This is a genomic window from Streptomyces sp. ME02-8801-2C (assembly GCF_033793965.1).
GTDB lineage: Bacteria > Actinomycetota > Actinomycetes > Streptomycetales > Streptomycetaceae > Streptomyces.
This window is the reverse complement of the sequence record NZ_JARAXP010000017.1, coordinates 105241-127024: the sequence shown is the minus strand read 5'-3', so window position 1 is coordinate 127024 and position 21784 is coordinate 105241. Positions and strand designations below refer to the sequence as shown.

General features: G+C 70.6%; 22 protein-coding genes and 2 pseudogenes. 12 read left to right on the top strand and 12 right to left on the bottom strand.

The features are described from left to right. Positions 1-357: 357 nt before the first annotated feature. A complete protein-coding gene (locus PV396_RS37415) occupies positions 358-978 on the bottom strand; it encodes a MerR family transcriptional regulator (RefSeq protein ID WP_319212463.1) in 621 nt (206 codons plus the stop codon). Positions 979-1175: 197 nt separating this feature from the next. On the opposite strand from PV396_RS37415, the gene PV396_RS37410 reads away from it, so the two are divergent. The 4 genes from PV396_RS37410 to PV396_RS37395 all read left to right on the top strand — a co-directional run bounded on the left by PV396_RS37410 (position 1176) and on the right by PV396_RS37395 (position 4926). After that, on the top strand, positions 1176-2720 hold the full coding sequence (locus PV396_RS37410; protein WP_319212444.1) for an NAD(P)/FAD-dependent oxidoreductase: 1545 nt from the start codon (positions 1176-1178) through the stop codon (positions 2718-2720). After that, a complete protein-coding gene (locus PV396_RS37405; RefSeq protein WP_319212442.1) occupies positions 2717-3703 on the top strand; it encodes an alpha/beta hydrolase in 987 nt (328 codons plus the stop codon). Before PV396_RS37410 ends, PV396_RS37405 begins: the two co-directional genes overlap by 4 nt. Continuing rightward, complete coding sequence (locus tag PV396_RS37400; RefSeq protein WP_319212440.1) at positions 3700-4590, top strand: SDR family oxidoreductase; 891 nt, start codon at positions 3700-3702, stop codon at positions 4588-4590. Before PV396_RS37405 ends, PV396_RS37400 begins: the two co-directional genes overlap by 4 nt. A 78-nt stretch (positions 4591-4668) precedes the next feature. Next, the gene (locus PV396_RS37395; protein WP_319212438.1) at positions 4669-4926 is read left to right on the top strand and encodes a hypothetical protein; all 258 of its coding nucleotides are present in this window, start codon (positions 4669-4671) and stop codon (positions 4924-4926) included. Positions 4927-5110: 184 nt separating this feature from the next. Here PV396_RS37395 and PV396_RS37390 read toward each other — a convergent pair whose 3' ends face one another. Next, positions 5111-8395, bottom strand: coding sequence for a S41 family peptidase (locus PV396_RS37390; RefSeq protein WP_319212436.1), 3285 nt, complete (start codon positions 8393-8395; stop codon positions 5111-5113). Positions 8396-8620: 225 nt separating this feature from the next. Here PV396_RS37390 and PV396_RS37385 point away from each other — a divergent pair, with 225 nt between their 5' ends. Further along, on the top strand, positions 8621-9229 hold the full coding sequence (locus PV396_RS37385) for a TetR/AcrR family transcriptional regulator (protein ID WP_319212434.1): 609 nt from the start codon (positions 8621-8623) through the stop codon (positions 9227-9229). A 171-nt stretch (positions 9230-9400) separates the two neighbouring features. Further along, the gene (locus PV396_RS37380; RefSeq protein WP_319212432.1) at positions 9401-11647 is read left to right on the top strand and encodes an MMPL family transporter; all 2247 of its coding nucleotides are present in this window, start codon (positions 9401-9403) and stop codon (positions 11645-11647) included. Between the two features lie 120 nt (positions 11648-11767). Here the strand turns inward: PV396_RS37380 and PV396_RS37375 are convergent, their stop codons facing one another. Continuing rightward, positions 11768-12160, bottom strand: a complete 393-nt coding sequence (locus tag PV396_RS37375) for a hypothetical protein (protein ID WP_319212430.1) — start codon at positions 12158-12160, stop codon at positions 11768-11770. Next, positions 12157-12549 (bottom strand): hypothetical protein, encoded by a 393-nt coding sequence (locus tag PV396_RS37370; protein ID WP_319212428.1) that lies wholly within the window; start codon positions 12547-12549, stop codon positions 12157-12159. The genes PV396_RS37375 and PV396_RS37370 overlap by 4 nt, the downstream gene beginning before the upstream one ends. Before the next feature lie 54 nt (positions 12550-12603). On the opposite strand from PV396_RS37370, the pseudogene PV396_RS37365 reads away from it, so the two are divergent. The 5 genes and pseudogenes from PV396_RS37365 to PV396_RS37345 form a co-directional block, all read left to right on the top strand. Beyond that, positions 12604-13083, top strand: a pseudogene (locus tag PV396_RS37365) (DUF5753 domain-containing protein); the annotation flags it as partial. Beyond that, the gene (locus tag PV396_RS37360) at positions 13080-13268 is read left to right on the top strand and encodes a DUF397 domain-containing protein (protein WP_319212426.1); all 189 of its coding nucleotides are present in this window, start codon (positions 13080-13082) and stop codon (positions 13266-13268) included. The pseudogene PV396_RS37365 and the gene PV396_RS37360, both read left to right, overlap by 4 nt. 10 nt (positions 13269-13278) lie before the next feature. Beyond that, positions 13279-13767, top strand: a complete 489-nt coding sequence (locus tag PV396_RS37355; RefSeq protein WP_319212425.1) for a YbaK/EbsC family protein — start codon at positions 13279-13281, stop codon at positions 13765-13767. Then, on the top strand, positions 13764-14615 hold the full coding sequence (locus PV396_RS37350; protein WP_319212423.1) for a DMT family transporter: 852 nt from the start codon (positions 13764-13766) through the stop codon (positions 14613-14615). The genes PV396_RS37355 and PV396_RS37350 overlap by 4 nt, the downstream gene beginning before the upstream one ends. 151 nt (positions 14616-14766) lie before the next feature. Beyond that, positions 14767-15042: a hypothetical protein gene (locus PV396_RS37345; RefSeq protein ID WP_319212465.1), complete on the top strand. Its 276-nt coding sequence runs from the start codon at positions 14767-14769 to the stop codon at positions 15040-15042. An 8-nt stretch (positions 15043-15050) separates the two neighbouring features. Here PV396_RS37345 and PV396_RS37340 read toward each other — a convergent pair. From PV396_RS37340 to PV396_RS37330, 3 genes and pseudogenes are all read right to left on the bottom strand, one after another. Then, positions 15051-15137: pseudogene (locus PV396_RS37340) on the bottom strand (RidA family protein); the annotation flags it as partial. Positions 15138-15214: 77 nt separating this feature from the next. Further along, positions 15215-15754 (bottom strand): GNAT family N-acetyltransferase, encoded by a 540-nt coding sequence (locus PV396_RS37335; protein WP_319212421.1) that lies wholly within the window; start codon positions 15752-15754, stop codon positions 15215-15217. Further along, complete coding sequence (locus tag PV396_RS37330; protein ID WP_319212419.1) at positions 15751-17232, bottom strand: metallophosphoesterase family protein; 1482 nt, start codon at positions 17230-17232, stop codon at positions 15751-15753. The genes PV396_RS37335 and PV396_RS37330 overlap by 4 nt, the downstream gene beginning before the upstream one ends. Before the next feature lie 323 nt (positions 17233-17555). Here PV396_RS37330 and PV396_RS37325 point away from each other — a divergent pair, with 323 nt between their 5' ends. Further along, the gene (locus PV396_RS37325; RefSeq protein WP_319212417.1) at positions 17556-17834 is read left to right on the top strand and encodes a DUF1876 domain-containing protein; all 279 of its coding nucleotides are present in this window, start codon (positions 17556-17558) and stop codon (positions 17832-17834) included. 34 nt (positions 17835-17868) lie between these two features. On the opposite strand, the gene PV396_RS37320 is transcribed toward PV396_RS37325, so the two are convergent. The 5 genes from PV396_RS37320 to cbiQ form a co-directional block, all read right to left on the bottom strand. Next, positions 17869-19050, bottom strand: coding sequence for a serine hydrolase domain-containing protein (locus PV396_RS37320; protein ID WP_319212461.1), 1182 nt, complete (start codon positions 19048-19050; stop codon positions 17869-17871). A gap of 47 nt (positions 19051-19097) precedes the next feature. Beyond that, positions 19098-19502, bottom strand: coding sequence for an organic hydroperoxide resistance protein (locus PV396_RS37315; RefSeq protein WP_319212459.1), 405 nt, complete (start codon positions 19500-19502; stop codon positions 19098-19100). Between the two features lie 220 nt (positions 19503-19722). Next, a complete protein-coding gene (locus PV396_RS37310; RefSeq protein WP_319212415.1) occupies positions 19723-20199 on the bottom strand; it encodes a MarR family transcriptional regulator in 477 nt (158 codons plus the stop codon). Between the two features lie 28 nt (positions 20200-20227). Further along, entirely contained in the window at positions 20228-21034 is an 807-nt protein-coding gene (locus PV396_RS37305; protein WP_319212413.1) for an ABC transporter ATP-binding protein, read from the bottom strand. Beyond that, complete coding sequence (gene cbiQ, locus PV396_RS37300; RefSeq protein WP_319212411.1) at positions 21022-21783, bottom strand: cobalt ECF transporter T component CbiQ; 762 nt, start codon at positions 21781-21783, stop codon at positions 21022-21024. The genes PV396_RS37305 and cbiQ overlap by 13 nt, the downstream gene beginning before the upstream one ends. Position 21784: the final 1 nt, after the last annotated feature.

Genomic DNA, 21784 nt, shown 5'->3' with positions numbered 1-21784 from the left:
GCACGAGTTCCCCCCGTGTGGAAATGGTGTGAGTTCCGAATGAACGCTGTGGACAGTAGGTCACTCCGGATCGCTTTAACAACCCTCAGAAGCGGAACCCGGGAACCCATTTACCGCCGGTAATGAAGACCCCGCCGAGTGCTCACACACATATGAGTACGCGTACTCATGCGGGACGTGGGTGACCTGTTGGAGGATGCGCGGAAGACGCCAGGAGCCCAGTGGTGGCGGGGTTGAGGGCGGGGTCGCGTGCGGTCCGGAGCATGTGCGGCCGAATGAGGAAAACGCAGGCGACCCTGAATTGGTTTTCCGGGTTTGGGAGCCGAATTTCCCTGGCCGATCACATGCGGAAAGGCGTCAGCTTTCCCGGCGCATCCGGCGGTCCAGCGCCAGCGACAGTTCCGCCTCCACCACCCGTTGGGCCAGCGGGCGCAGACGTGCCGGGTCCGCTTCCCGGGCGTGGGTGAGGAGCACGTCCGTGAAGATCTCGGCCAGGGCGTCCGCGTGGTCGCGTACCCGCTTGCCCGCCGCCAGGACGGCCGAGAGCGGGATGCCCTCCTGGACCAGCGCCGACGACGCGTCCAGGAGACTGCGGCTGATGTGGACGATCTGGTCGCCGTCGGTGCCCAGATAGCCGAGTTCCAGGGAGGCCGCGAAGTTCTCGGGGGTGGCGTCGGGGCCGAAGCGGTCGGCGAGGTCCTCGGGGGTGAGGCGGACCGGGGTCTCCTCGGTGGGGGCGCCGAGGCCGAGCAGGTCGGCGACATCGCGGCCGTGGTCGAAGGCCTCGGCGAGTTCCGCGATGCCGTTGAGGGTGTGCCCGCGTTCCAGCAGCGCCGAGATCGTGCGCAGCCGGGCCAGGTGGTGGTCGTCGTACCAGGCGATGCGGCCCTCGCGGCGGGGCGGCGGGATCAGTTTGCGTTCGCGGTAGAAGCGCAGGGTGCGGACGGTGATGCCGGCCAGCTCGGCCAGCTCCTCCATCCGGTACTCCGTCCCGGAACCGGGCCGTGCGGCGTTCTCTGAGCCTGCGTCTGCGTCTGCTTCTGCCACGTCGGAACCTTAAGACGTACCCCCGGTAACTTTCCCCCTTCCGGACCCTACCCATCGGTACGGGGCTCCTCTACTCTCCCCATTGCGCCAGTGTTCACTGGCGCGGTCGCGCAGGGAAGGGCATCGGCATGGCCGAACGGGAAGCCGGGCAGGAAGCCGAACACGAACATGTGCGGGTGGCGGTGATCGGTTCCGGGTTCGGGGGGCTCGGGGCAGCCGTGCGGCTGCGCCGCGAAGGGGTCACCGACTTCGTCGTGCTGGAGCGGGCCGACAGCGTCGGCGGGACCTGGCGCGACAACAGCTATCCGGGCTGCGCCTGTGATGTGCCCTCCCATCTGTACTCGTTCTCCTTCGCGCCCAATCCCGACTGGCCGCGCGCCTTCTCCGGGCAGGAACACATCCGCGCCTACCTGGAGCACGTCACCGACACCTTCGGGCTGCGGCCCCATCTCCGCCTCAACTCCGAGGTGAAGACGATGACTTGGGACAGTGGCCGACTGACATGGGTCATCGAGACCAGCAGCGGGACCCTGCTCGCCGATCTCGTCGTCTCCGCCACCGGGCCGCTCTCCGACCCCAGGATGCCGGACATCCCGGGGCTCGAGACATTCCCCGGCAAGGTCTTCCACTCCGCCCGCTGGGACCACGACTACGACCTGCGCGGCAAGCGCGTCGCGATGGTCGGGACCGGCGCCTCCGCCATCCAGATCGTCCCCGCCATCCAGCCCGACGTCTCCCACCTCACCCTCTTCCAGCGCACCCCGCCCTGGGTGCTGCCCCGCGTCGACCGGGCCATCGGCAGCGCCGAGCGCGCCGTGCACCGCGCGCTGCCCTTCACCACCCGGCTGCGGCGCGGACTCTCCTGGGGTGTACGGGAGTTGCAGGTCCAGGCGTTCACCCGGTATCCGGGGGAGCTCAGGGTGGTGGAGGCGCTGGCCAGGAGCGCCATGCACCGCGCGATCAAGGATCCCGCCCTGCGCGCCAAACTCACCCCCGACTATCGCATCGGCTGCAAGCGCATCCTGCTGTCGAGCGAGTACTACCCGGCGCTCACCCGGCCCAACGTCGATGTGGTGGCGAGTGGGTTGAGCGAGGTGCGTGGCTCCACTGTCGTCGGGGCCGACGGGAGTACGGCCGAGGTCGACGCCATCGTCTTCGGTACGGGGTTCCACGTCACCGACATGCCCATCGCGGACCGGGTCGTCGGGGCGGACGGGCGTACGCTCGCCGAGGCCTGGGCGGGGAGCGGGATGCGCGCGCTGCGCGGGGCGTCCGCCGTCGGGTTCCCCAACTGGATGACGATCATCGGGCCCAACACCGGCCTCGGGAACTCCTCCATGATTCTGATGATCGAGTCCCAGCTCAACTATCTCGCCGACTACGTACGGCAGTTGGGCGTCCTGGGCGGGCGGGTCGCCCTCGATGCCCGGCCCGCCGCCGTCGACGTCTGGAACGACCGGATCCAGGAGCGGATGCGGCGCACGGTGTGGAACACGGGCGGATGCAGCAGCTGGTACCTCGACGCGAACGGCCTCAACACCACCGTCTGGCCCGGTACGACGTCCGAGTTCCGGCGGGCGACCCGGCGGGTGGACCTCACCGAGTACCAGGTCCTGCGGGCGACCCCCGTGGGCCAGGGCGACGCCAACTCGCCCGTGGAGGTGGGCGCATGAGCCGGCTCACCCGGTCGACCCGGTCGACGCGACCCGCGTCCGTGGCGGACGGCCCGTACACCCCACCCGTGCCCGTCCGTACGCTCACCGCCGTGTCCGCCGACGGCGCGCGGCTGCATGTCGAGGTGCACGGCGTGGACGACGGACCCGTGGTCGTCCTGTCGCACGGCTGGACCTGCTCGACCGCCTTCTGGGCCGCCCAGATCCGCGGACTCGCCCCCGATCACCGGGTCGTCGCCTACGACCAGCGCGGCCACGGACGCAGCCCGGCGAGCGCCGTCTGCAGTACCGACGCACTCGCCGACGACCTGGAAGCCGTCCTCGCGGCCACCCTCGCGCCCGGTGAGAAGGCCGTGGTCGTGGGGCACTCCATGGGCGGCATGACCGTGCTGGCCGCGTCCGCGCGTGAGGGGTTCCGGGAGCATGCGGCGGCCGTACTGCTGTGCAGTACCGGCAGTTCGCGGCTCGTCGCCGAGTCGCTGGTCGTCCCGATGCGTGCCGGTCGGCTGCGCACCTGGCTCACCCGGCTGGGCCTCAGCTCGCGCGCCCCGCTCGGGCCGGTCACGCCGGTCTCCCGGCGCATCCTCAAGTACGCGACGATGGGCGCAGGTTCGACGCCGGCGATGGTCGAGGCGTGCGCCCGGATCGTGCACGCCTGTCCGCGCAAGGTGCGGTACTCGTGGGCGCGGGTGCTGGAGGGTGTTCAACTCGACCGGCAGATAGGTGAGTTGACCATACCGGCGGCCGTAGTCGTCGGTACGGCCGATCGGCTCACCCCGCCCGTGCACGCGCGGGCGCTGGCCGCCGCGCTGCCCGACTGCCACGGTGTGACCGAGCTGGCCGGGCTCGGACACATGACCCCGGTGGAGGCGCCGGGGGAGGTGACCGGGGTGATACGTGAACTGGTCCTGGCTTACGGGCAGTTCGGGGCTCAGGGTACTCAGGGCAATCAGGGTGGCGTACGTATCGAGGAGGGCGCATGAGCAGGGTCCGTCTGGAGGGGCAGGTCGCTGTCGTCACGGGGGCCGCCCGGGGGGTCGGTGAGCTGCTCGCGCGCAAGCTCTCCGCTCGCGGGGCGAAGGTCGCGCTCGTCGGGCTGGAGGCCGACGCGCTCAAGGGGGTCGCCGAACGCCTGCACACCGACAGCGCGTACTGGCATGCCGACGTCACCGATCACGAGGCGATGTCCCGGGTTGCCCAGGAGGTCAAGGAGCGGTTCGGGAAGGTCGACATCGTCGTAGCCAACGCCGGGGTCGCGAACGGCGGGCCCTTCGCCGACTCCGACCCGGAGTCCTGGCGGCGGGTCATCGAGGTGAACCTCATCGGGTCGGCGGTCACCGCCCGCGCGTTCCTGCCGGTGCTGACCGAGAGCCGGGGGTATCTCCTCCAGATCGCGTCGGCGGCCGCCATCTTCCCCGCGCCGATGATGAGCGCGTACTGCGCGTCCAAGTCCGGCGTCGAGGCGTACGCGCACTGTCTGCGGGCCGAGGTCGGCTACAAGGGTGTCGGGGTCGGGGTCGCGTATCTGTCGTGGACCGACACCGACATGGTGCGGGGGGCCGATCAGGACGACGTCATGCGGGAGTTGCGGCAGCGGTTGCCGTGGCCGGCCGGCAAGACGTATCCGCTGGGGCCGGCCGTCGACCGGCTCGTGGCCGGGATCGAGCGGCGGTCCAGTCATGTGTACGGGCAGTGGTGGCTGCGCGGGATGCAGGGGGTACGGGGGTATCTGCCGGGGCTGATCGGGGCGGTGGGGCAGCGGGAGGTCGCGCGGTTCTCGGGGCGGTTGCAGGGGATGGGGACCGGGTTGGTGGGGGCGGGTGGGGCCGCGGACGAGATGGCCCGGGGGGCTGTTACTGAGCGTTACTGATCGAAATGCGCGCTTTGTCCTGGCATGTAAATCTGGTCGAGCCCCCATCCCCTCACCCACTTATGGGAGTGAATCCACATGGGCATGAAGGACGAGATGCAGGACAAGGCTCGGCAGGCCAAGGAGAAGATGGAGCAGCAGGCTCGGAAGGGTCAGCGGCAGTCGGGCCAGCCGGGTCAGCCGGGTCAGTCGGGCCAGCCTGGCCGGTCGGGTCAGGAAGGTCGGCGTCGGCCGGGTCAGGGGGAGATGCCGGAGCGGGGGCGGGGGCGGGATGAGGAGACGGAGCGGGCGATGCGGGACGAGGAAGATCGGTTGAACCAGGACTACGAGTCGTAGGCCGGCTTGACCGGTTGACGCAGGGCGCCCTCTTTGTTGGGGGCGCCCTGTGTTTTTTGGGTGCGTTGTCGGGTGCGGGTTTGCTGTGGCTTGTCGCGCAGTTCCCCGCGCCCCTAGGTGGGTGGCCCTGGCGTTCGTCGAGATGTGACCGGTGATCAGGTGAAGACAGGACGCATCCCATTGCTCATGAGCGGGGTGGGAGTTCGGGTCTTGTTCTGTTCGGGACGTTTTTGTAGTCCGGGGGGGTTGCCGCTGGGCTGGTTTTCAGGAGGGTCAGGGCCAGTTTGATGGCTTCGTCCGTTTCTACGTGGCGGCCCTCTGCCCAGTCCAGGGGGGTGCGCAGGACCTCCAGGTCCGGGGCGACGCCCTGGTTCTCGACCGTCCAGCCGTAGGTGTCGAACCACGCCGCGTTCATCGGGACCGTGATCACCGTGCCGTCGCCCAGGCGGTGGCGGCCGGTCATGCCGACCACTCCGCCCCAGGTCCGCTGGCCCACCACCGGGCCCAGTTCGAGGAGTTTGAAGGCCGCCGTGATCATGTCGCCGTCGGAGGAGGTCGCCTCGTCCGCAAGGGCGACGACCGGTCCCCGGGGGGCGTTCGAGGCGTACGAGACCGGCTGGGCGTTGCGGGTCAGGTCCCAGCCCAGGATCGTGCGCGTCAGCTTCTCCACCACCAGTTCGCTGATGTGGCCGCCCGCGTTGCCGCGTACGTCGACGATGAGGGCGGGCCTCGACACCTCCATGCGCAGGTCGCGGTTGAACTGGGCCCAGCCCGAGCCGCCCATGTCGGGGATGTGCAGATAGCCGCACCGCCCGGCGCTCAACTCCCGTACGACTTCGCGGCGTTTGGCCACCCAGTCCTGGTAGCGCAGCGGCCGTTCGTCGATGAGGGGGACCACCGCGACCCGCCTGGCCGGCCCCTCGCCCTCCGCCGGGGTGAACGTCAGCTCCACCGTCGTACCGCCCGCGCCCGCGAGCAGCGGGAACGGGCCCGTCACCGGGTCCACCGGCCGGCCGTCCACATGGGTGAGCAGCGCGCCCTCCCGGATTCCCGAACCGGCCAGCGGGGAGCGGGCCTTGGAGTCGGAGGAGTCGCCGGGGAGGATCCGGTCCAGCATCCAACCGCCCTCCCTGCGGACGAAGTTGGCGCCCAGCAGGCCCTGGCGGCGCTGGTAGTGGGGCGGGCCCTCGTTGCGGCGGGCGGCGGTGACGTACGCGTGGGAGGTGCCCAGCTCGCCCAGGACCTCGCGCAGGAGGTCGGCGAACTCGTCGGGGGACGCGACCCGTTCGACGAGCGGGCGGTACTGCGCGAGCACCGCGTCCCAGTCGATGCCGCACATCTTCGGTTCCCAGAAGTAGGCCCGGATCAGCCGGCCCGCCTCCTCGTAGGACTGGCGCCACTCCGCCGGCGGGTCGACCTCGTGCATGACCCGGCGCAGGTCGATCCAGACGGTCGTGTCACTGTCGCCGGGGTCGGTGGACGGCACCGCGCGCAGCTCGTCCTCGTCGACGACGACCAGTCGTGAGGCGTCGCCGCTGACCGCGAACCAGTCGAGGTGACCGACGAGTTCGGACTTCTTCGCCTTGGTGATGTTGAAGTGTTCGAGGGTGGGCCGCCCGCTCGTGTCGTCCGGGTTGGCGAACGTCTCGCCCAGCGCGCCGGAGATCGGCCAGCGCAGCCACACCAGCCCGCCGCCGGCGACCGGATACAGCGCCGAGTACTTGGAGGCGGCGACCGGGAAGGGCGTCACCCGGCTCTCCAGGCCCTCGACCTCGACGATCACCGTCCCGTCCGTGCCGCCTTCGGCACCCTCGTCCTCGGCGGGGTCCAGGCCACCGGCGGCCGGGCGTCCGTCGGGGGACAGGGCGAAGGGGGAGGGGGTGGCGGAGGAGAGGGGGACCAGGTAGGGGCGGCAGCCGAGCGGGAAGGAGAGGTCGCCGGTGTGGACGTCGTACACGGGGTCGAAGCCGCGCCAGGAGAGGAAGGCCAGATAGCGGCCGTCCCTCGTGAAGACCGGGTTCTCGTCCTCGAAGCGGCCGTTGGTCACGTCGACGATCAGACGGTCCTTTATCCGGGCCATCTTGATCTGCCGGAGGGAGCGGCCGATGCCCGGGTGCGACCAGGTCAGCCAGGCGCCGTCCGGGGAGAAGGCGAGGTCGGTGACCGGTCCGTTGAGGGAGCAGATCAGCTCGGTGACCTCGCCGGTCGAGTCCTCCGCCGAGTCCTCCGCCGCGTCGATCAGCAGAAGCCGTCCGTCGTGGGCGGCGATGGCGAGGCGTTCGCCCGCCGGATCGGCCACCAGTTCCTGTACCCGGCCGAGGGCGCCGGACGCCAGCCGCCTCGGCTCCCGTTCCCCGCTGGCCCTCGGCAGGTAGGCGATCTCGATCGCGTCCTCGCCCTCTGCGTCCGTGACGTAGGCGACCTGCCCGCCCGAGCCGAGCATCTCGGGCAGCCGGACCCGGACCCCCGGTGTGTCCGTGATCGTCCGGGCGGGACCGTCGCGGTGGGTCAGCCAGTACAGGCTGCCGCGTACGACGACGGCGCTCGCGCGGCCCGTCTCGTCGACGGAGATGCCGTCGACGTGCTGCGCGGCGGGCACCTGGTACGTACGCCGGCCGGTGCGCGGACCGCCGAGCCGTACGTCGAGGCGGCGGGGGAGGGAGCCGGCGGCGAGGTCGTCGACGATCCACAGGTCGCCCGCGCACTGGTACACGACCCGGGTGCCGTCGCTGGAGGCGTGCCGGGCGTAGAAGGCGTCGTGGTCGGTGTGGCGGCGCAGGCCGGAACCGTCGTACGCGCATGAGTACAGGTTGCCGACGCCCTCGTGGTCGGAGAGGAAGGCGATGCGGCCGCCGACGAACATCGGGGAGTGGAGGTGGCCGTCGAGGTCGGGGAGCAGACGCTCGCCGTGCAGCCAGAGGCGGCCGGTCGCGCCGCCCCGGTAGCGCTTCCAGGCGGCCGGTTCGTGGGGCGGGGTGCCCGTGAGGAGGAGGGTCCGGCGCTCGCCCTCGATGTCCGCGACCTGGATGTCGGAGACCGGGCCCCAGGGGAGCCGGCCGCCGGGGCCGCCGCCCGCCGGGACGCTGTAGGCCCAGGTGAAGTAGGAGAAGGGCTGGCCGTGGGAGGCGACGGCGAGGATGTCCCCGTCCGGGGTCCAGCCGCAGACCTGGGTGTCGGCGCTGCCCCAGTGGGTGAGCCGCCGCGCCTGGCCGCCGTCCACCGGCACCCGGTGGATCTCGGGCACGAGGCTGCGCCAGCTCGTGTACGCGATGTGCGTGCCGTCGGGCGAGAAACGCGGGTGCCCGATCTTCGTACGGTCGACGGTGAGCCGCCAGGCACGGCGGGCGTCACCGGCCGAGCCGGGTCCTCCCGCGTCCTCGTCCTGGTCGAGGCGGGCGAGCCAGAGATCGTCCTCGGCGACGAAGCACAGCAGGTCTCCGCTGAGGTGGGGCAGGCGCAGATAGCTCACCTCTTCATGCTTTTCCGCAAACGGGGCCCGAGCAACTTCGGACTTCGCGTCGGTCCCGGCAACCCGGGAAAAATCGCGCACAAGGGTGTGGCCGGATGCGGTCCGTGAGCGAGAACACGTACGAAACGGTTTCGTTTCTTTGCTTCTCGGGGTATCGTCATTGACGGACGGCGCAGCTGTACGAAACCGTGTCGTCCTCTACCGGAGCCGGAAAGGGTGAGAGACATGACCGAGGTCGCGACGGCGCGTCGTAGTCGGATCACGCCCGAGCGCGAGGCCGAGTTGTACGCGGCCACGCTCGACCTGCTCCGGGAGGTCGGCTACGAGGCCCTCACCATGGACGCCGTCGCCGCCCGTACGAAGTCCAGCAAGGCCACGCTCTACCGCCAGTGGGGCGGCAAGGCCGAACTGGTCGCCAGGGCGATGAAGCACTTCAAGCCAGGGGGTAACGCCCTCGCCGACATCGACACCGGGTCCCTGCGCGGCGACTTCCGGGCCCTGCTCCTCCGGGACGACGACTGCACCATGCAACAGAACTCCGCGCTGATGCGGGCTCTGGGTGTGGCGGCCCACGCGAACCCGGACCTCCTTCAGGCCTTGCGGGAGCTGCTGATCGAACCGGAGCTGGCGGAGTTCAACAAGGTGCTCCAGCGTGGCATCGACCGTGGTGAGATCCGCGCGGACAATCCGGCAATCGGCTATGTGATGCACATGATGGTCGGCGGCTTCATCGCTCGCACGCTCATCGACGAACTTCCTCCGACGCAGGCCTACTTGCGCTCGTACCTCGATGCCGTGGTGCTCCCCGCCCTCGGTGTCAGTGCCGGCGACTGACCTCGGCGTCTGCGTCCGCAGGACCTCGAACCCCCTGCAAGGCCCTTGTAAGACACCCCACTTGTACCTGACGCGACTGCTCACGCCGTCGGGCTGATCCCGCCTGCGCCCCAACAGGCCGGTCAAACACGCCCTGTTGCTGTTCAACGACCTGACCGGGAGTACGCCCTCGTGGCCACATTCCTCTACAAACTCGGCCGGCTCGCCTTCAGGCGACGGCATTTCGTCGCCCTGATATGGGTCGCCCTGCTGACCCTCGCGGGCGTCGGCGCGGCCAGCGCGCCCGCCGCGGGCACCACCTCCTTCTCGATTCCGGGTACGGAGGCCCAGAAGGCCTTCGACCTGCTGGAACAGCGTTTCCCCGGCGCCAGCGCCGACGGAGCGACCGGACGCATGGTCTTCAAGGCGCCCGAGGGCCAGAAGATGACGGACGCCGCCAACAGGGCGACCGTCGAGAAGACCGTCAAGCAGCTCGGCGACGGCTCCGAAGTCGTCTCCGTCACCGACCCGTTCACGACGAACGCCGTCAGCAAGGACGGGTCGGTCGCCTACACGTCGGTGAAGTACAAGCTCCCCGGCATGGAACTGGCGGAGTCGACCAAGGACGCGCTGGAGAAGGCCGGCGACGAGGCCCGGGCCACCGGACTGACCGTCGACGTCGGCGGTGACGCCCTGCAGGCCGCGGCCGAGCCGGGCGCGATCGGTGAGATCGTCGGCATCGCCATCGCCGCCGCCGTCCTCGTCGTCACTCTGGGCTCACTGGTCGCGGCCGGACTGCCGCTGCTGACGGCGATCATCGGCGTCGGTATCGCCGGTGCCACCATCGCCGCCCTCGCCAACGCGCTCGACCTCGGCGACACCACCTCCACGCTCGCGCTGATGATCGGGCTCGCGGTCGGCATCGACTACGCGCTGTTTATCGTCTCCCGCTACCGCGGCGAACTCGCCGACGGCCACGACCGCGAGGAGGCTGCCGCCCGCGCCACCGGCACCGCAGGATCGGCGGTCGTCTTCGCGGGCCTCACGGTCGTGATCGCCCTGGCGGGCCTCGCGGTCGTCAACGTCCCGATGCTGACCAAGATGGGCCTGGCCGCCTCGGGCACGGTCGTGGTCGCCGTCCTCATCGCGCTGACCATGGTCCCGGCGATGCTCGGATACGCGGGCCGCAAGGTCCAGCCGGCGGGCCAGAAGAAGAGCAAGAAGAGCGGGAAGAGCGAGGCTGCGGCCGGCGCGGACGACAACGGCAAGCCTGTCGCCGGGCCCAACATGGGCACCCGTTGGGCGCGCTTCGTCATCCGCCGCCCGATCGCCGTACTGATGTTCGGTGTCCTCGGTCTGGGGGCCATCGCGCTCCCCGTCACCCAGCTGGAGCTCGGCCTGCCCGACGACGGCTCGCAGCCGACGTCCACCACCCAGCGCAGGGCCTACGACCTGCTCTCGGAGGGCTTCGGCCCCGGCTTCAACGGCCCCCTGATGGTCGTCTACGACGCCAAGGGTGCCGGCACCGCCCCCCAGGCCGGCGTCGACAAACTGACCGAGCGGATCAAGGGCCTCAAGGACGTCGTCACCGTCGCCCCGGCCGCGTTCAACAAGGCCGGCGACACCGCGACGATCACCGTCATCCCCGACTCCAAGCCGTCCTCGACCCAGACCGAGGACCTGGTCCACGCGATCCGCGCCGAGAGCGCCGACGTCAAGGCCGAGACGGGCGCGACGGTACTCGTCACGGGCACCACCGCGATGAACATCGACTTCTCGCAGAAGCTCAACGATGCCCTGATCCCGTACCTGGGCCTGGTCGTCGGCCTCGCCTTCCTGCTCCTGATCCTCGTCTTCCGCTCCATCCTGGTCCCGCTCAAGGCCGCCCTGGGCTTCCTGCTCAGCGTCCTCGCCGCGCTCGGCGCCGTGGTCGCGGTCTTCCAGTGGGGCTGGCTGGGCGGCCTGCTCGGCGTCGAGGAGACCGGCCCGGTCATGTCGATGGTGCCGATCTTCATGGTCGGCGTGGTCTTCGGCCTCGCGATGGACTACGAGGTGTTCCTCGTGACCCGGATGCGGGAGGCGTACGTCCACGGCGAGTCGCCGACCGACTCCATCGAGACCGGGTTCAAGCACAGCGCCCGGGTCGTGGTCGCCGCCGCGATCATCATGATGGCCGTCTTCGGCGGGTTCATCAGCTCCAGCGAGTCGATGATCAAGCTGTTCGGCTTCGGCCTGGCCATCGCGGTCTTCTTCGACGCGTTCGTGGTCCGCATGGCGATCGTCCCGGCGGTACTGGCCCTGCTCGGCAAGCGGGCCTGGTGGCTGCCGAAGTGGCTGGACCGCGCCCTGCCCAACGTCGACGTCGAGGGCGAGGGCCTGCGCGCCCTGGACGACGACAACCGCCCGAAGGACGAGGACCGGGAGCTCGTGCGCGCCTGACGCGCCGATTCTCCTGACGTACCGAGTCCGAGAGCAGCCGGCCGGTGAGGGCCTCGTGGGGACGGGGAGCCCTCACCGGCTTCTTTCTTCGTGGCTCGGGTTTCATGGCTCGGGCCTGGCTCAGGCGAGCATCTCAGCGGTGGATGCCGCCGTGATGGCACGTCTGAACCAGCGGGTGAGGGTGCCCAGATCGTTGCAGGCGGCGACGCGGTCCCGGTCGGCGTCGGGGACGCTGATGCCGCGACCTTCGAGGAGGAGCAGGATGTCAGCCCTTCTGCTCCGGGTGTACCCCTTGAGCCACTCCGTGGCGGACTGGTGGACGTACAACTCGCCGTATCCCCGGTCCAGTCCCTCGCGCACTCGCGCGGCGTAGACCTGGTCGGCCAGTTTGTCCACGGGGGCGGGGTCCGGGTCGACCAGCCTGGTGACGGAGATGGCCTTGGAGAAGAGGACGTCGTGGAGAGTCTCGGACGCCCCGCTGTCCGGGCGGTTGTCCGGGCGGTCTGCTGTCACTGGCTCTGTCCGCCTTCCTGGCCGGCCGGATCCTCGGCGAACACCTCGGTGGTGGAGGTGGCGGTGATGGCGCGGTCGATCCAGCGGGTGAGGGTGGCGGAGTCGGCGCAGCTGGTGATGCGGTCCCGTTCGGCGTCGGACACGGGGATGTCCCGGCGGTCGAGATGGTGGAGGAGGTAATGGGCGAGTCCCTTGGTCTCGCCCCGGGCCTCGCCCAGGGCTGCTCCCTCGGCGCGGATTTCCTCGGCCACCGGTGAAGTGAAGAATGAAGTGTCGGTCTTCAAGAGTTCGCTCCAGATCTTGAAGGCCTCGGTCCTGCCCAGGCCCTGGCTGGTGAATTCTGTGAGGAGTCCTGCTTGGTCCGGGTCGCGCGCCTGCATGGCGCTCAACGCTGCCGCCAGTAGCTTCAGTGTGCCATCCGCCGACCGCTCCTCGGAGTGGAGTTGCAGACGCCGGAGTTCGCGAAGGCGTTGTTCGAGATGACGCAGCCTCCGCTGTCCCGGGAAGTGATGGAGAGGGAGACGGCCGCGCGTATGGCTCGGAAGTCGGTCTTCGACGCGGACCCTGTGCCCTCGCTCAATTTCATCCAGGAGCAGGTGACGCTGGAGCGCCCCTACGGTGGGAAGCCGGTGTTGCGCCGACAGCTTGAACACCTGCTGGAGGTAGGGCGGTTGAGGAACGTCACCCTTCAGGTCATGCCGACCGACAGTGATGAGCACGCCGGGACGCAGGGCCGGATCCAGGTGCTGAAGTTCGCTGACGGTACGGCGGTCGGGCGCTGCGACGGGGCGTTCAACGGACGTCCGGTCTCAACTCCCAGGGAACTTCGGATCCTTGAACTGCGCTATGGGATGATTCGGGCACAGGCTCTCCCTCCGAGGGAGTCGCTGGCCTTCATCGAGCAAGCGCTGGGAGCGTTATGAGTACCTCGGAACTGCACTGGTTCAAGAGCAGCTACAGCGACAGTGGCGAACCCGGTGACTGCGTAGAGGTCGCCACCACCCCCGCCGTCATCCACATCCGGGACTCCAAGACCCCCGAGGCACCCCACCTCACCCTCGCCCCCGCCGCCTGGAATTCGTTCGTGATGCATGTGCCCGGCAGCTAACGTGCCGGGCATGACCACGTCCTCCTCCCGTTTCGCCGAGGCCCTCGATCAACTGGGCCTCAGTGAACTCCACTCCCGCATCCGCCGGTTCCCCGACGAGACCCGTACGGCCGCCGAGGCCGCCGCCGCGATCGGGTGTGAGCTGAGCCAGATCTGCAAGTCGCTGATCTTCTCCGCCGACGGGGTCCCGGTCCTCGTCCTCATGGACGGTGCCTCCCGGGTCGACGTCGAGCTCGTCCGGTTCGAGCTGTGCGCCGCGAAGGTCACCCGGGCCAAGGTGGACGTCGTACGGGAGACCACCGGGTACGCCATCGGGGGCGTGCCGCCCTTCGGGCACCGGACCAGGACCCGTGTCCTCGCCGACCGTTCGCTGCTGGAGCACGACGTCGTCTGGGCCGCCGCCGGCACCCCGTACACGGTGTTCCCCATGGAGCCGAAGGCCCTGATCGCCCACGCCGGCGCGACCCTCGTGGACGTACGCGAGCCGGCGGCCTCGTGACCCCGGCCGTCACCGCCGCCGTACTGCTCGCCGCCGTGACGCACGCCTGCTGGAACGCGCTCGCACACCGCATCACCGACAAGCTGGTCGGGTTCACGCTCATCGCGGGCGGCGGGACGGTCATCGGGCTGGTCGCGGTGCCGTTCCTTCCGGTCCCCGCGGCCGGGGCGTGGCCGTATCTCGTCGCGTCGGCCCTCATCCACATCGCCTACTACGTGCTGCTCATGCGGTCGTTCAGGCTCGGTGACTTCGGGCAGGCCTACCCGATCGCGCGCGGTACCGCGCCCCTCCTCGTCACCGTCCTCGCCGCTGTGTTCGCGCACGAGGTGCCCGACGGCTGGGCGGCGGCCGGAATCGCCGTGTCCTGTGCGGGACTTACCGGTGTCGCCCTGTGGGGGCTGCGCGGGCGGCGGCCCAACTGGGCCGCGATCGGGGCCGCGTTGGCGACCGGCGGGACCATCGCCGCGTACACCGTCGTCGACGGGCTGGGCGTACGCGCTTCGGGGTCAGCGCTCGGCTATATCGCGTGGCTGATGGCCCTGGAGGGCATCGCCGTCCCCGCCTTCGCGCTGTACCGGTGGCGGGGCGCCTTCCTCGCGACGGTACGGCCGTACGCGGCCCTCGGACTGCTCGGCGCCGCGCTGTCCGTGGCGGCGTACGGGCTGGTCCTCTGGGCACAGACCCGGGCCGAACTCGCCCCGGTCGCGGCGCTGCGGGAGTCGTCGATCATCGTCGGCGCGGCTATAGGCGCCGTCTTCTTCAAGGAGCGCTTCGGAGCGCCGAGGGTCGCCGCGGCCGGGCTGCTCGTCCTCGGGATCGGGCTGATGCTGCACGCCGGCGCTCCGTAGGCGGGCCGGGGCGCGGCCGGTACCGGCACCGTTGGGATCAGGCCGTCCCGTATCTGTTTTGAGACGTCACGGTTCGTATGAGTTTCAGTCAAGATGGGTAGTTCCCCGCATCGGTGCTTGCGTTCGCGTCGCTGTGCACTCGGGGGGACTCGTGGAACTGGTCGTACGGTTTTTGATCGCGGTCATCGGCGGGCTTCTGTGCCTCTTCATGACCTGTCTGGTCGCCGCAAGCGGCTTCCTGTTCGCGGTGGTCTGCATCATGTTCGCGTGCACCGTCGGGGTCCTCGCCGGTGTGCTCGGCGGGAAGGGCGGCCGGGCGTTCGCGATGGACACGGCCCGGACGCCCATCAAGAGCCTGCGGGCCACCGGCCGTGGGGTCGGGGGGATCTGGGAGTTCTGGTCGAAAATGGTCTCCAGCGACGACTGACCGTCACGGCGTACGGCCACCGCGTCCACCTTGAACAGCACCCCCGGCAGGGCCGGCGAGGCGACCCCGCTGAGCGTCTGGGCCGGGAGCCGGTCGGAGGCGATACCCGGGCCGACGTCCGGGGGCACGCGCGATTTTGGTCAGGCGCCCGCAGGTGGCCGCGAGTGTCTGCTCAGGTCGTCGGTGCCGCGTAGCAGCGGAGCTTCACCCACTGGCCCGGCAGCCACTCCTGCTCCACGTCCGCCGCCAGCAGCGTCCAGCCCAGGCGCTCGTACAGGGCCGCCGCTGCCGGGGCCGTCGACGCCACGTCCAGTACGGGGTGCAGGGCACGGGACTTCGCCTCCGCCACCGCTCGGGTCATGAGCGCCGCGCCGACTCCCCTGCCCCGGGCCGCCGGATCGACGTAGAGGCGGTTGACCACGGCGGTGGGACCGTCGCTCCAGAGGGCCGCCGCCGCGTTGCCCACGTCGCTTCGGGACAGCACGACGTGGCCGATGATCTCCCGGGTGTCTTCCTCCTCCGCCACCCACACCGCGAGGAGTGACCCTGGGGTCAGCCAACTGGACGGGTCAGTAGGCCAGTTGAGGGGATACGCGTTCTGCTCGTGGATCGTCGACAGTACGCGTACGCACGCGTCGAGGTCGGCTTCCGTGCGGGGGCGGATGCGGAACTGGGCTGTCTTCGCGGGGGTGTTGGCCGAACTGCTCGTCATGCGCGCATGTAAGCACGCACCCCGGACAGGTCATGGAGCCGCATGCTGTTGCGGTCGGTCACCGAGCGGCCGAGGGCGTGGTGGGGCCAGAGGCCGCCCGCTGTGAGGCGGCTGCGTTCGACCCAGGCGCGGGCCGGGACGCTGCTGTTCTTGTAGTAGTTGAGCGCGTAGCCGCCGGTGTGGACACGCAGGAGGCAGAAGCCGCCCGGGTAGTCCTTGACCGCGCTGACCTCCTGCTGGGTGACGTGCGGGGCGCTGGTGAGGACCGTGCGCTTGTTGCGGTGGGTGTGGCCCGCGTGGTGCAGGAAGACGCCGGGGGAGGCCGCGTAGGCGTCGACGATCGAGCGGGCCTGGCCGCGGTCCAGACGCTGGCCCCGGCCCATCGGGAACACCGAGTCCCGGGTGGTGAGCGGGTGGTGGCCGAAGACGATGGTCGGCTGGTCGCGGTTGCCGCGCAAGTCGGCCTGGAACCAGGCAAGTTGCTCGGCGCTCAGCCCGCCCGCGTCGCCGCCGTTGCCGTTCTTCTCGTAGGTGTCGAGGCCGATCAGACGCAGGCCGCCCAGGTCGTGCGCGAAGTAGCCGCGGCCGTCGGCGCCGCCCAGGAAGCCGTCGCGGAAGGAGTCGCGGAACGAGTCGTCGGGGTGCCTCGGGCGGTCGTGGTTGCCCCGTACGACGAAGTAGTCCCGTCCGTGGGTGCCGAAGCCGTCCAGGATGCGGCGGGCCTCGGCCAGGTCCCGGGGCGCTCCGGCCGCCGAGATGTCCCCGGCCGCGAGGAGCACGTCCGCCCCGCGCCGGTGGGCCTCCTCGACCATCGCCACGCTCATGATCTCCGGGTACGGGTCCAGGCCGGGCTGCTGCGAGACCCCGCGCAGCATCGGTACACCGGCCACCCGGCCCGCGGTGGTCTCGCCGAGGTGCAGGTCGTTGCAGAGCGCGATGGAGAGGAGATGGCGGCCGGGAGGCGGCTCGGGGGTCGTGAAGGAGTAGGGGCCGCCGTGCGAGCCGAGACCGTGCAGCGAGGTGCCGACCGCGTTGCCGCGCACCAGGTGCAGGGGTGTCGGGGTGGCCGCCCGGCCGCGTGAACGGGCCTGGTAGTAGTACGTCTGGCCCGGTTCCAGGTCCGTCAGTTCGACGTGGTGGTGGGCGGTCGGGTGGCCCTCGGACGCTGTGCGGTTGAGGTGGGCCGGATGGGTGCCGTACACGACCTCGCCCTCGGTGACGGCGGGAATCAGGTGGCCGAAACCGTCGTCGGTGCCGGGCACGGCCGTGTACCAGGTGATGACGGCGCGGTCCTCGGTGAGCGTGACCAGCTCCAGGTTGACGGCCGTCACGACGTCGGTGCGGGTGATCCGTTCCCGGCGCGCGGCGAGCGCGGACCGGAGCACGGCGGGGGTGAGGAGCGCGCCGGAGCGGACGAGGTCGCGGGGCGCGGGGAACGCCGCGAGGGCGGCGAGCGGGGCGGGGAGACAGCAGCGCATGATCGGTACGTGCCCGTGGTCCGTCAACAGCCGCTGTGGGCGCGGTGGCGGCCGGAGGTACGGGGCACGACAACTCCTTGGCGTCGGTGCGGGAGGTGCGCGGGATGCTTTCGGCGGAGCGGGAAGCTTTCAGGAGAGCACGGTGAGGGCCCTGGGGGCACGGGAGGGAGGGCGATCGCGACGAAAGTCACACATCGGACGCGGTCGGGATACGCCGGGATCGGTACGCGCCGCAAGGCGTGCAGGCGTGCAGGCGTGCGTGCCGGGGCCGACAGGAGCACCCTGGAAGCAGCGGTACCGCAGGTGAGCCGGAGGTGATCGTCATGGCGCACACCGCAGTGGGATGGCATGTCGAGTTGCAGTTCGAGGAGGACGAGCAGCGGACGCGTGCCGCGGCCCTCGTACGACTCGCGGACGGGAGCGAGGTACGGGCCAACGGATACGCGAGCCGTCACCGGTCCGACGAGAATCAGCCGCGCGTCGGCGAGGAGATCGCCGGGGCGCGTGCCCTCAACGAACTGGCGATGAAGCTGCTGACGAAGGCACACGACGAGATCGACGCGGCGTCGGGGCGTACGTCGCATTCACTGGGCCTCAGATAGTCCACCGGCCCTCGGTCGGTTGCCCTCGGTCAGTTCACCGGCCCTCGGCCAGGAGGGCGGCCCGCACCCCCCGTACCAACGCCTGCGCCCGCCCGTCCGCCGTCACGCTCTTGCGGAAGCCGTTCGTCACATAGCCGAACGCGATCCCCGACTCGGGGTCGGCGAAGCCGAGCGCGCCGCCGCGCCCCGGGTGGCCGAAGGAGCCGGGGGCCAGGAGCGGCGAGGCGGCGCCGTGGAGCATGTAGCCGAGGCCGAAACGGGTGCCGATGACCAGGACACGGTCCGGGCCCACCGAGTGCTCGCGCCGGGCCGGTTCGACGGTCGCCGGGGTGAACAGGCGTGTCCCGCCGTCCACTTGGCCGATCAGGGAGGCGTAGAAGCGGGCGAGTCCGTCGGCCGTGGCGATGCCGTTGGAGGCGGGCAGGGCGGCGGCCCGGTACGCCGGGTCGTTCTCGTCGGGCAGCGGGGTGATCGCGGCGAAGGCGCGGCTGGTGAGGGAGTCCGGGTCGGCGTAGGCGTCGGCGACGGACCGCTTGGGGCGGGTTCTGAGGTGCGGGCCCGCCGTCTCCGGCGTCGGGACCCTGCCCACCCTGCCCACGCGCCCTGACGCGGCCACGGTCTCCGGCAGCCCGATCCACAGGTCGAGCCCGGCGGGCTCCGCGATCTCGGCGGCGACCCACTCGCCGATCGGACGCCCGCTGACCCGCCGTACCAGCTCACTCGTCAGCCAGCTGTACGTCTGCGCGTGGTACCCGTGGTCCGTCCCGGGTTCCCAGGCCGGTGCCTGGGCCGCGACCGCGGCGGCGCCGAGCGCGGGGTCCGCGGCCTGGGCCGGTGTGAGCGGTCGGTCGAGTACGGGGACGCCGACGCGGTGCGAGAGCAGGTGCCGTACGAGGGCCCGCTCCTTGCCCGCCGCCTTGAACTCGGGCCAGTACTCGCCCACGGGCGCGTCCAGGTCCAGTTCGCCGCGCTCGGCCAGCATCAGGAGTGCTGCGGCGGCCACGCCCTTCGTCGCCGAGCGCACGATCTGCGCGGTGCCGTGCTCCCAGGGCGCGTCGCCCTCCACGTCACGGGTGCCGGCCCACAGGTCGACGACCCGCCGCCCGTCCCGGTACACGGTGACGGCGGCGCCGCGCTCGCCGCCGGTCGCGAAGTTCGCCGCGAACGCCTCTCTGACGGGCTCGAAGCCCTCCGCCACTGTGCCGTTCACGTCCACGTTCAGGTCCACGCGGGGGTAACGCACCCGCACCCGCCCGCGATTCCTCAGCCCAGGATGATCGTCACGTCGATGTTGTCGCGGGTGGCGTTCGAGTACGGGCAGATCATGTGGGCCGCGTCGACCAGTTTGGACGCGATGCCCTGGTCCAGGATCGGCAGCGAGACGCTCAGGGCGACCGCGAGGCCGTAGCCGCGCTGCTTGTTGGGGCCGATGCCGACCTTCGCGGCGACCGTGGAGCCGGAGAGGTCGTAGCCCTCGCGGCGGCCGACCAGGACCAGGGCGTTGTGGAAGCAGGAGCTGTACCCGGCGGCGAACAGCTGCTCGGGGTTGGTGCCGTTGCCGTCGCCGCCCATCTGCGGCGGCATTGCCACCTTGAGCGCGATCTGGCCGTCCTGGCTGGTGACGTCACCGTTCCGACCGCCGTGGGCGGTGGCCTCGGCGACGTACATGATCTTCGTCGGACGGGTGTCCGGACGAGCATCGGTGGTACCAGCCTGGCTGTCGATACCGGCGTCGGTCACGACAGAACCCTCCCAAAGCGGACTACATGGACGGATGACATGGGCACGGACGCGTGTAGATTCCGCGAAGACAACAACTACATCGTGCACAAGGTACCGGCTGGTAGGTAGGGAACTCTTACCCGGGGGTAGGAACCGCGGGTAACCCTCAGGTCAGACGGGTCCGGTCGGCCGCCACCTGGGCCCGCTCCGCCAACTGACGCAGTTCGCCCCGCAGTCGGGCGACCGCGCCCTCGTTCAGCTCCGTCGCCGCGAGCAGCGCACCCGGTACGAGCGCCGCGCGCTCCCGGAGTTCCTCGCCGCGCCCGGTGACACCGATGGAGAACGACCGCTCGTCCCGCGTCGACCGCTCCCGGCGGACCAGACCCGCCGACTCCAGCCGTTTGATCAGCGGCGAGACCGTGCCGTAGTCCAGGCACAGGGCGGTGCCCAGCTCCTTCACGGTCACCTCGCCGCGCTCCCACAGGACCAGCAGCACCAGGTACTGCGGGTAGGTGATGCCCAGTTCGTCCAGGAACGGGCGGTAGGCGGCGGTCATCGCGCGCTGGGCCGCGTACAGCGCGAAGCACAGCTGGTCGTCGAGGCGCGGCGACCCGGGGTTGTGCGCGTCCTCTTGTTCGATCACGAGACCATTGTCACGGACGCCCCGGGAGTCACGGAGTGCGGGCCGCCGAGACCGAGCGCGGGTCGAATCCGAAGGGCAGTTCGAGGCGGTGGGCGCGCATCAGGTCGTCGTCGGCGAGGAGCTCGCCGGTGGGCCCGTCGGCGGCGATGACGCCCTCGCTGAGGATCAGCGCGCGCGGGCACAGCTCCAGGGCGTACGGCAGGTCGTGCGTGACCATGAGGACGGTGACGTCCAGCGACCGCAGGATATCGGCCAGTTCGCGGCGCGAGGCGGGGTCGAGGTTGGAGGACGGTTCGTCGAGGACGAGGATCTCCGGTTCCATCGCGAGCACGGTCGCCACGGCAACCCGGCGCCGCTGCCCGAAGGAGAGATGGTGCGGCGGCCGGTCGGCGAAGTCCGCCATCCCGACCAGGTCGAGAGCGGTACGCACCCGCCTCTCCAGCTCCTCGCCCTTCATTCCGGCGGCGGCCGGCCCGAAGGCGACGTCCTCGCGGACCGTCGGCATGAAGAGCTGGTCGTCGGGATCCTGGAAGACGATCCCGACCTTGCGTCGGATTTCGGCCATGTGCCGCTTGCCGACGGGCATCCCGGCCACGGTGACCGTCCCCGCGCCCCCGCTGAGGATGCCGTTGAGATGCAGCACGAGGGTCGTCTTGCCGGCCCCGTTGGGCCCCAGCAGCGCCACCCGCTCACCGCGCCCGACGGTGAAGTCGACGCCGAAGAGGGCCTGATGGCCGTCGGGGTAGGCGTAGGCCAGCCCGGCCACCTCGAGGGAGGGGGAGGGCAGGGGTGTGGATGAGGGCGTGGACGGGGGTGCGGCTGTCACAAGGACCATCCCAACACACAGACGGCGAGCGCGGTGACGGGCAGCGCGAAGGCGTACGACCACTGCGCCCGGGACGCGGTCACCTCGTCGATGACGGGCATCGAACCGGCGTAGCCCCGGCTCACCATGGCCAGATGTACGCGCTCGCCCCGCTCGTACGACCGGATGAACAGCGCCCCGGCGGACTTCGCCAGCACACCCCAGTGCCGGACTCCCCGCGCCTCGAACCCCCGCGACTCACGGGCGATCCGCATGCGCCGCATCTCGTCGGTGATGACATCGCCGTACCGGATCATGAAGGACGCGATCTGGACGAGCAGCGGCGGGAGCTTGAGGCGCTGCAAACCGAGCAGGAGTTCGCGCAGTTCGGTGGTGGAGGCGAGCAGTACGGACGTGGCGACGCCGAGGGTGCCCTTGGCGAGGACGTTCCAGGCGCCCCAGAGGCCGCTGACGCTGAGCGACATGCCGAGCACCTCCACCCGCTCGCCCTGCGCCACGAACGGCATGAGCACCGCGAAGGCGACGAAGGGCACCTCGATCAGCAGGCGCCTGAGCAGGAACGCGGCGGGCACGTGGGCGGCGCGGGCCACTCCCGCCAGCAGTACGGCGTACACCGCGAACGCCCACACGGCCTCGCGGGGCGTGGAGACGACCACGATCACGAAGGCGAACGCGGCGGCCAGCTTGGTGTGCGGCGGCAGCGCGTGCACGCGGGAGTGGGCGGGCCGGTAGAGCCGGTGGGCGTGCCCCGCGCCCATG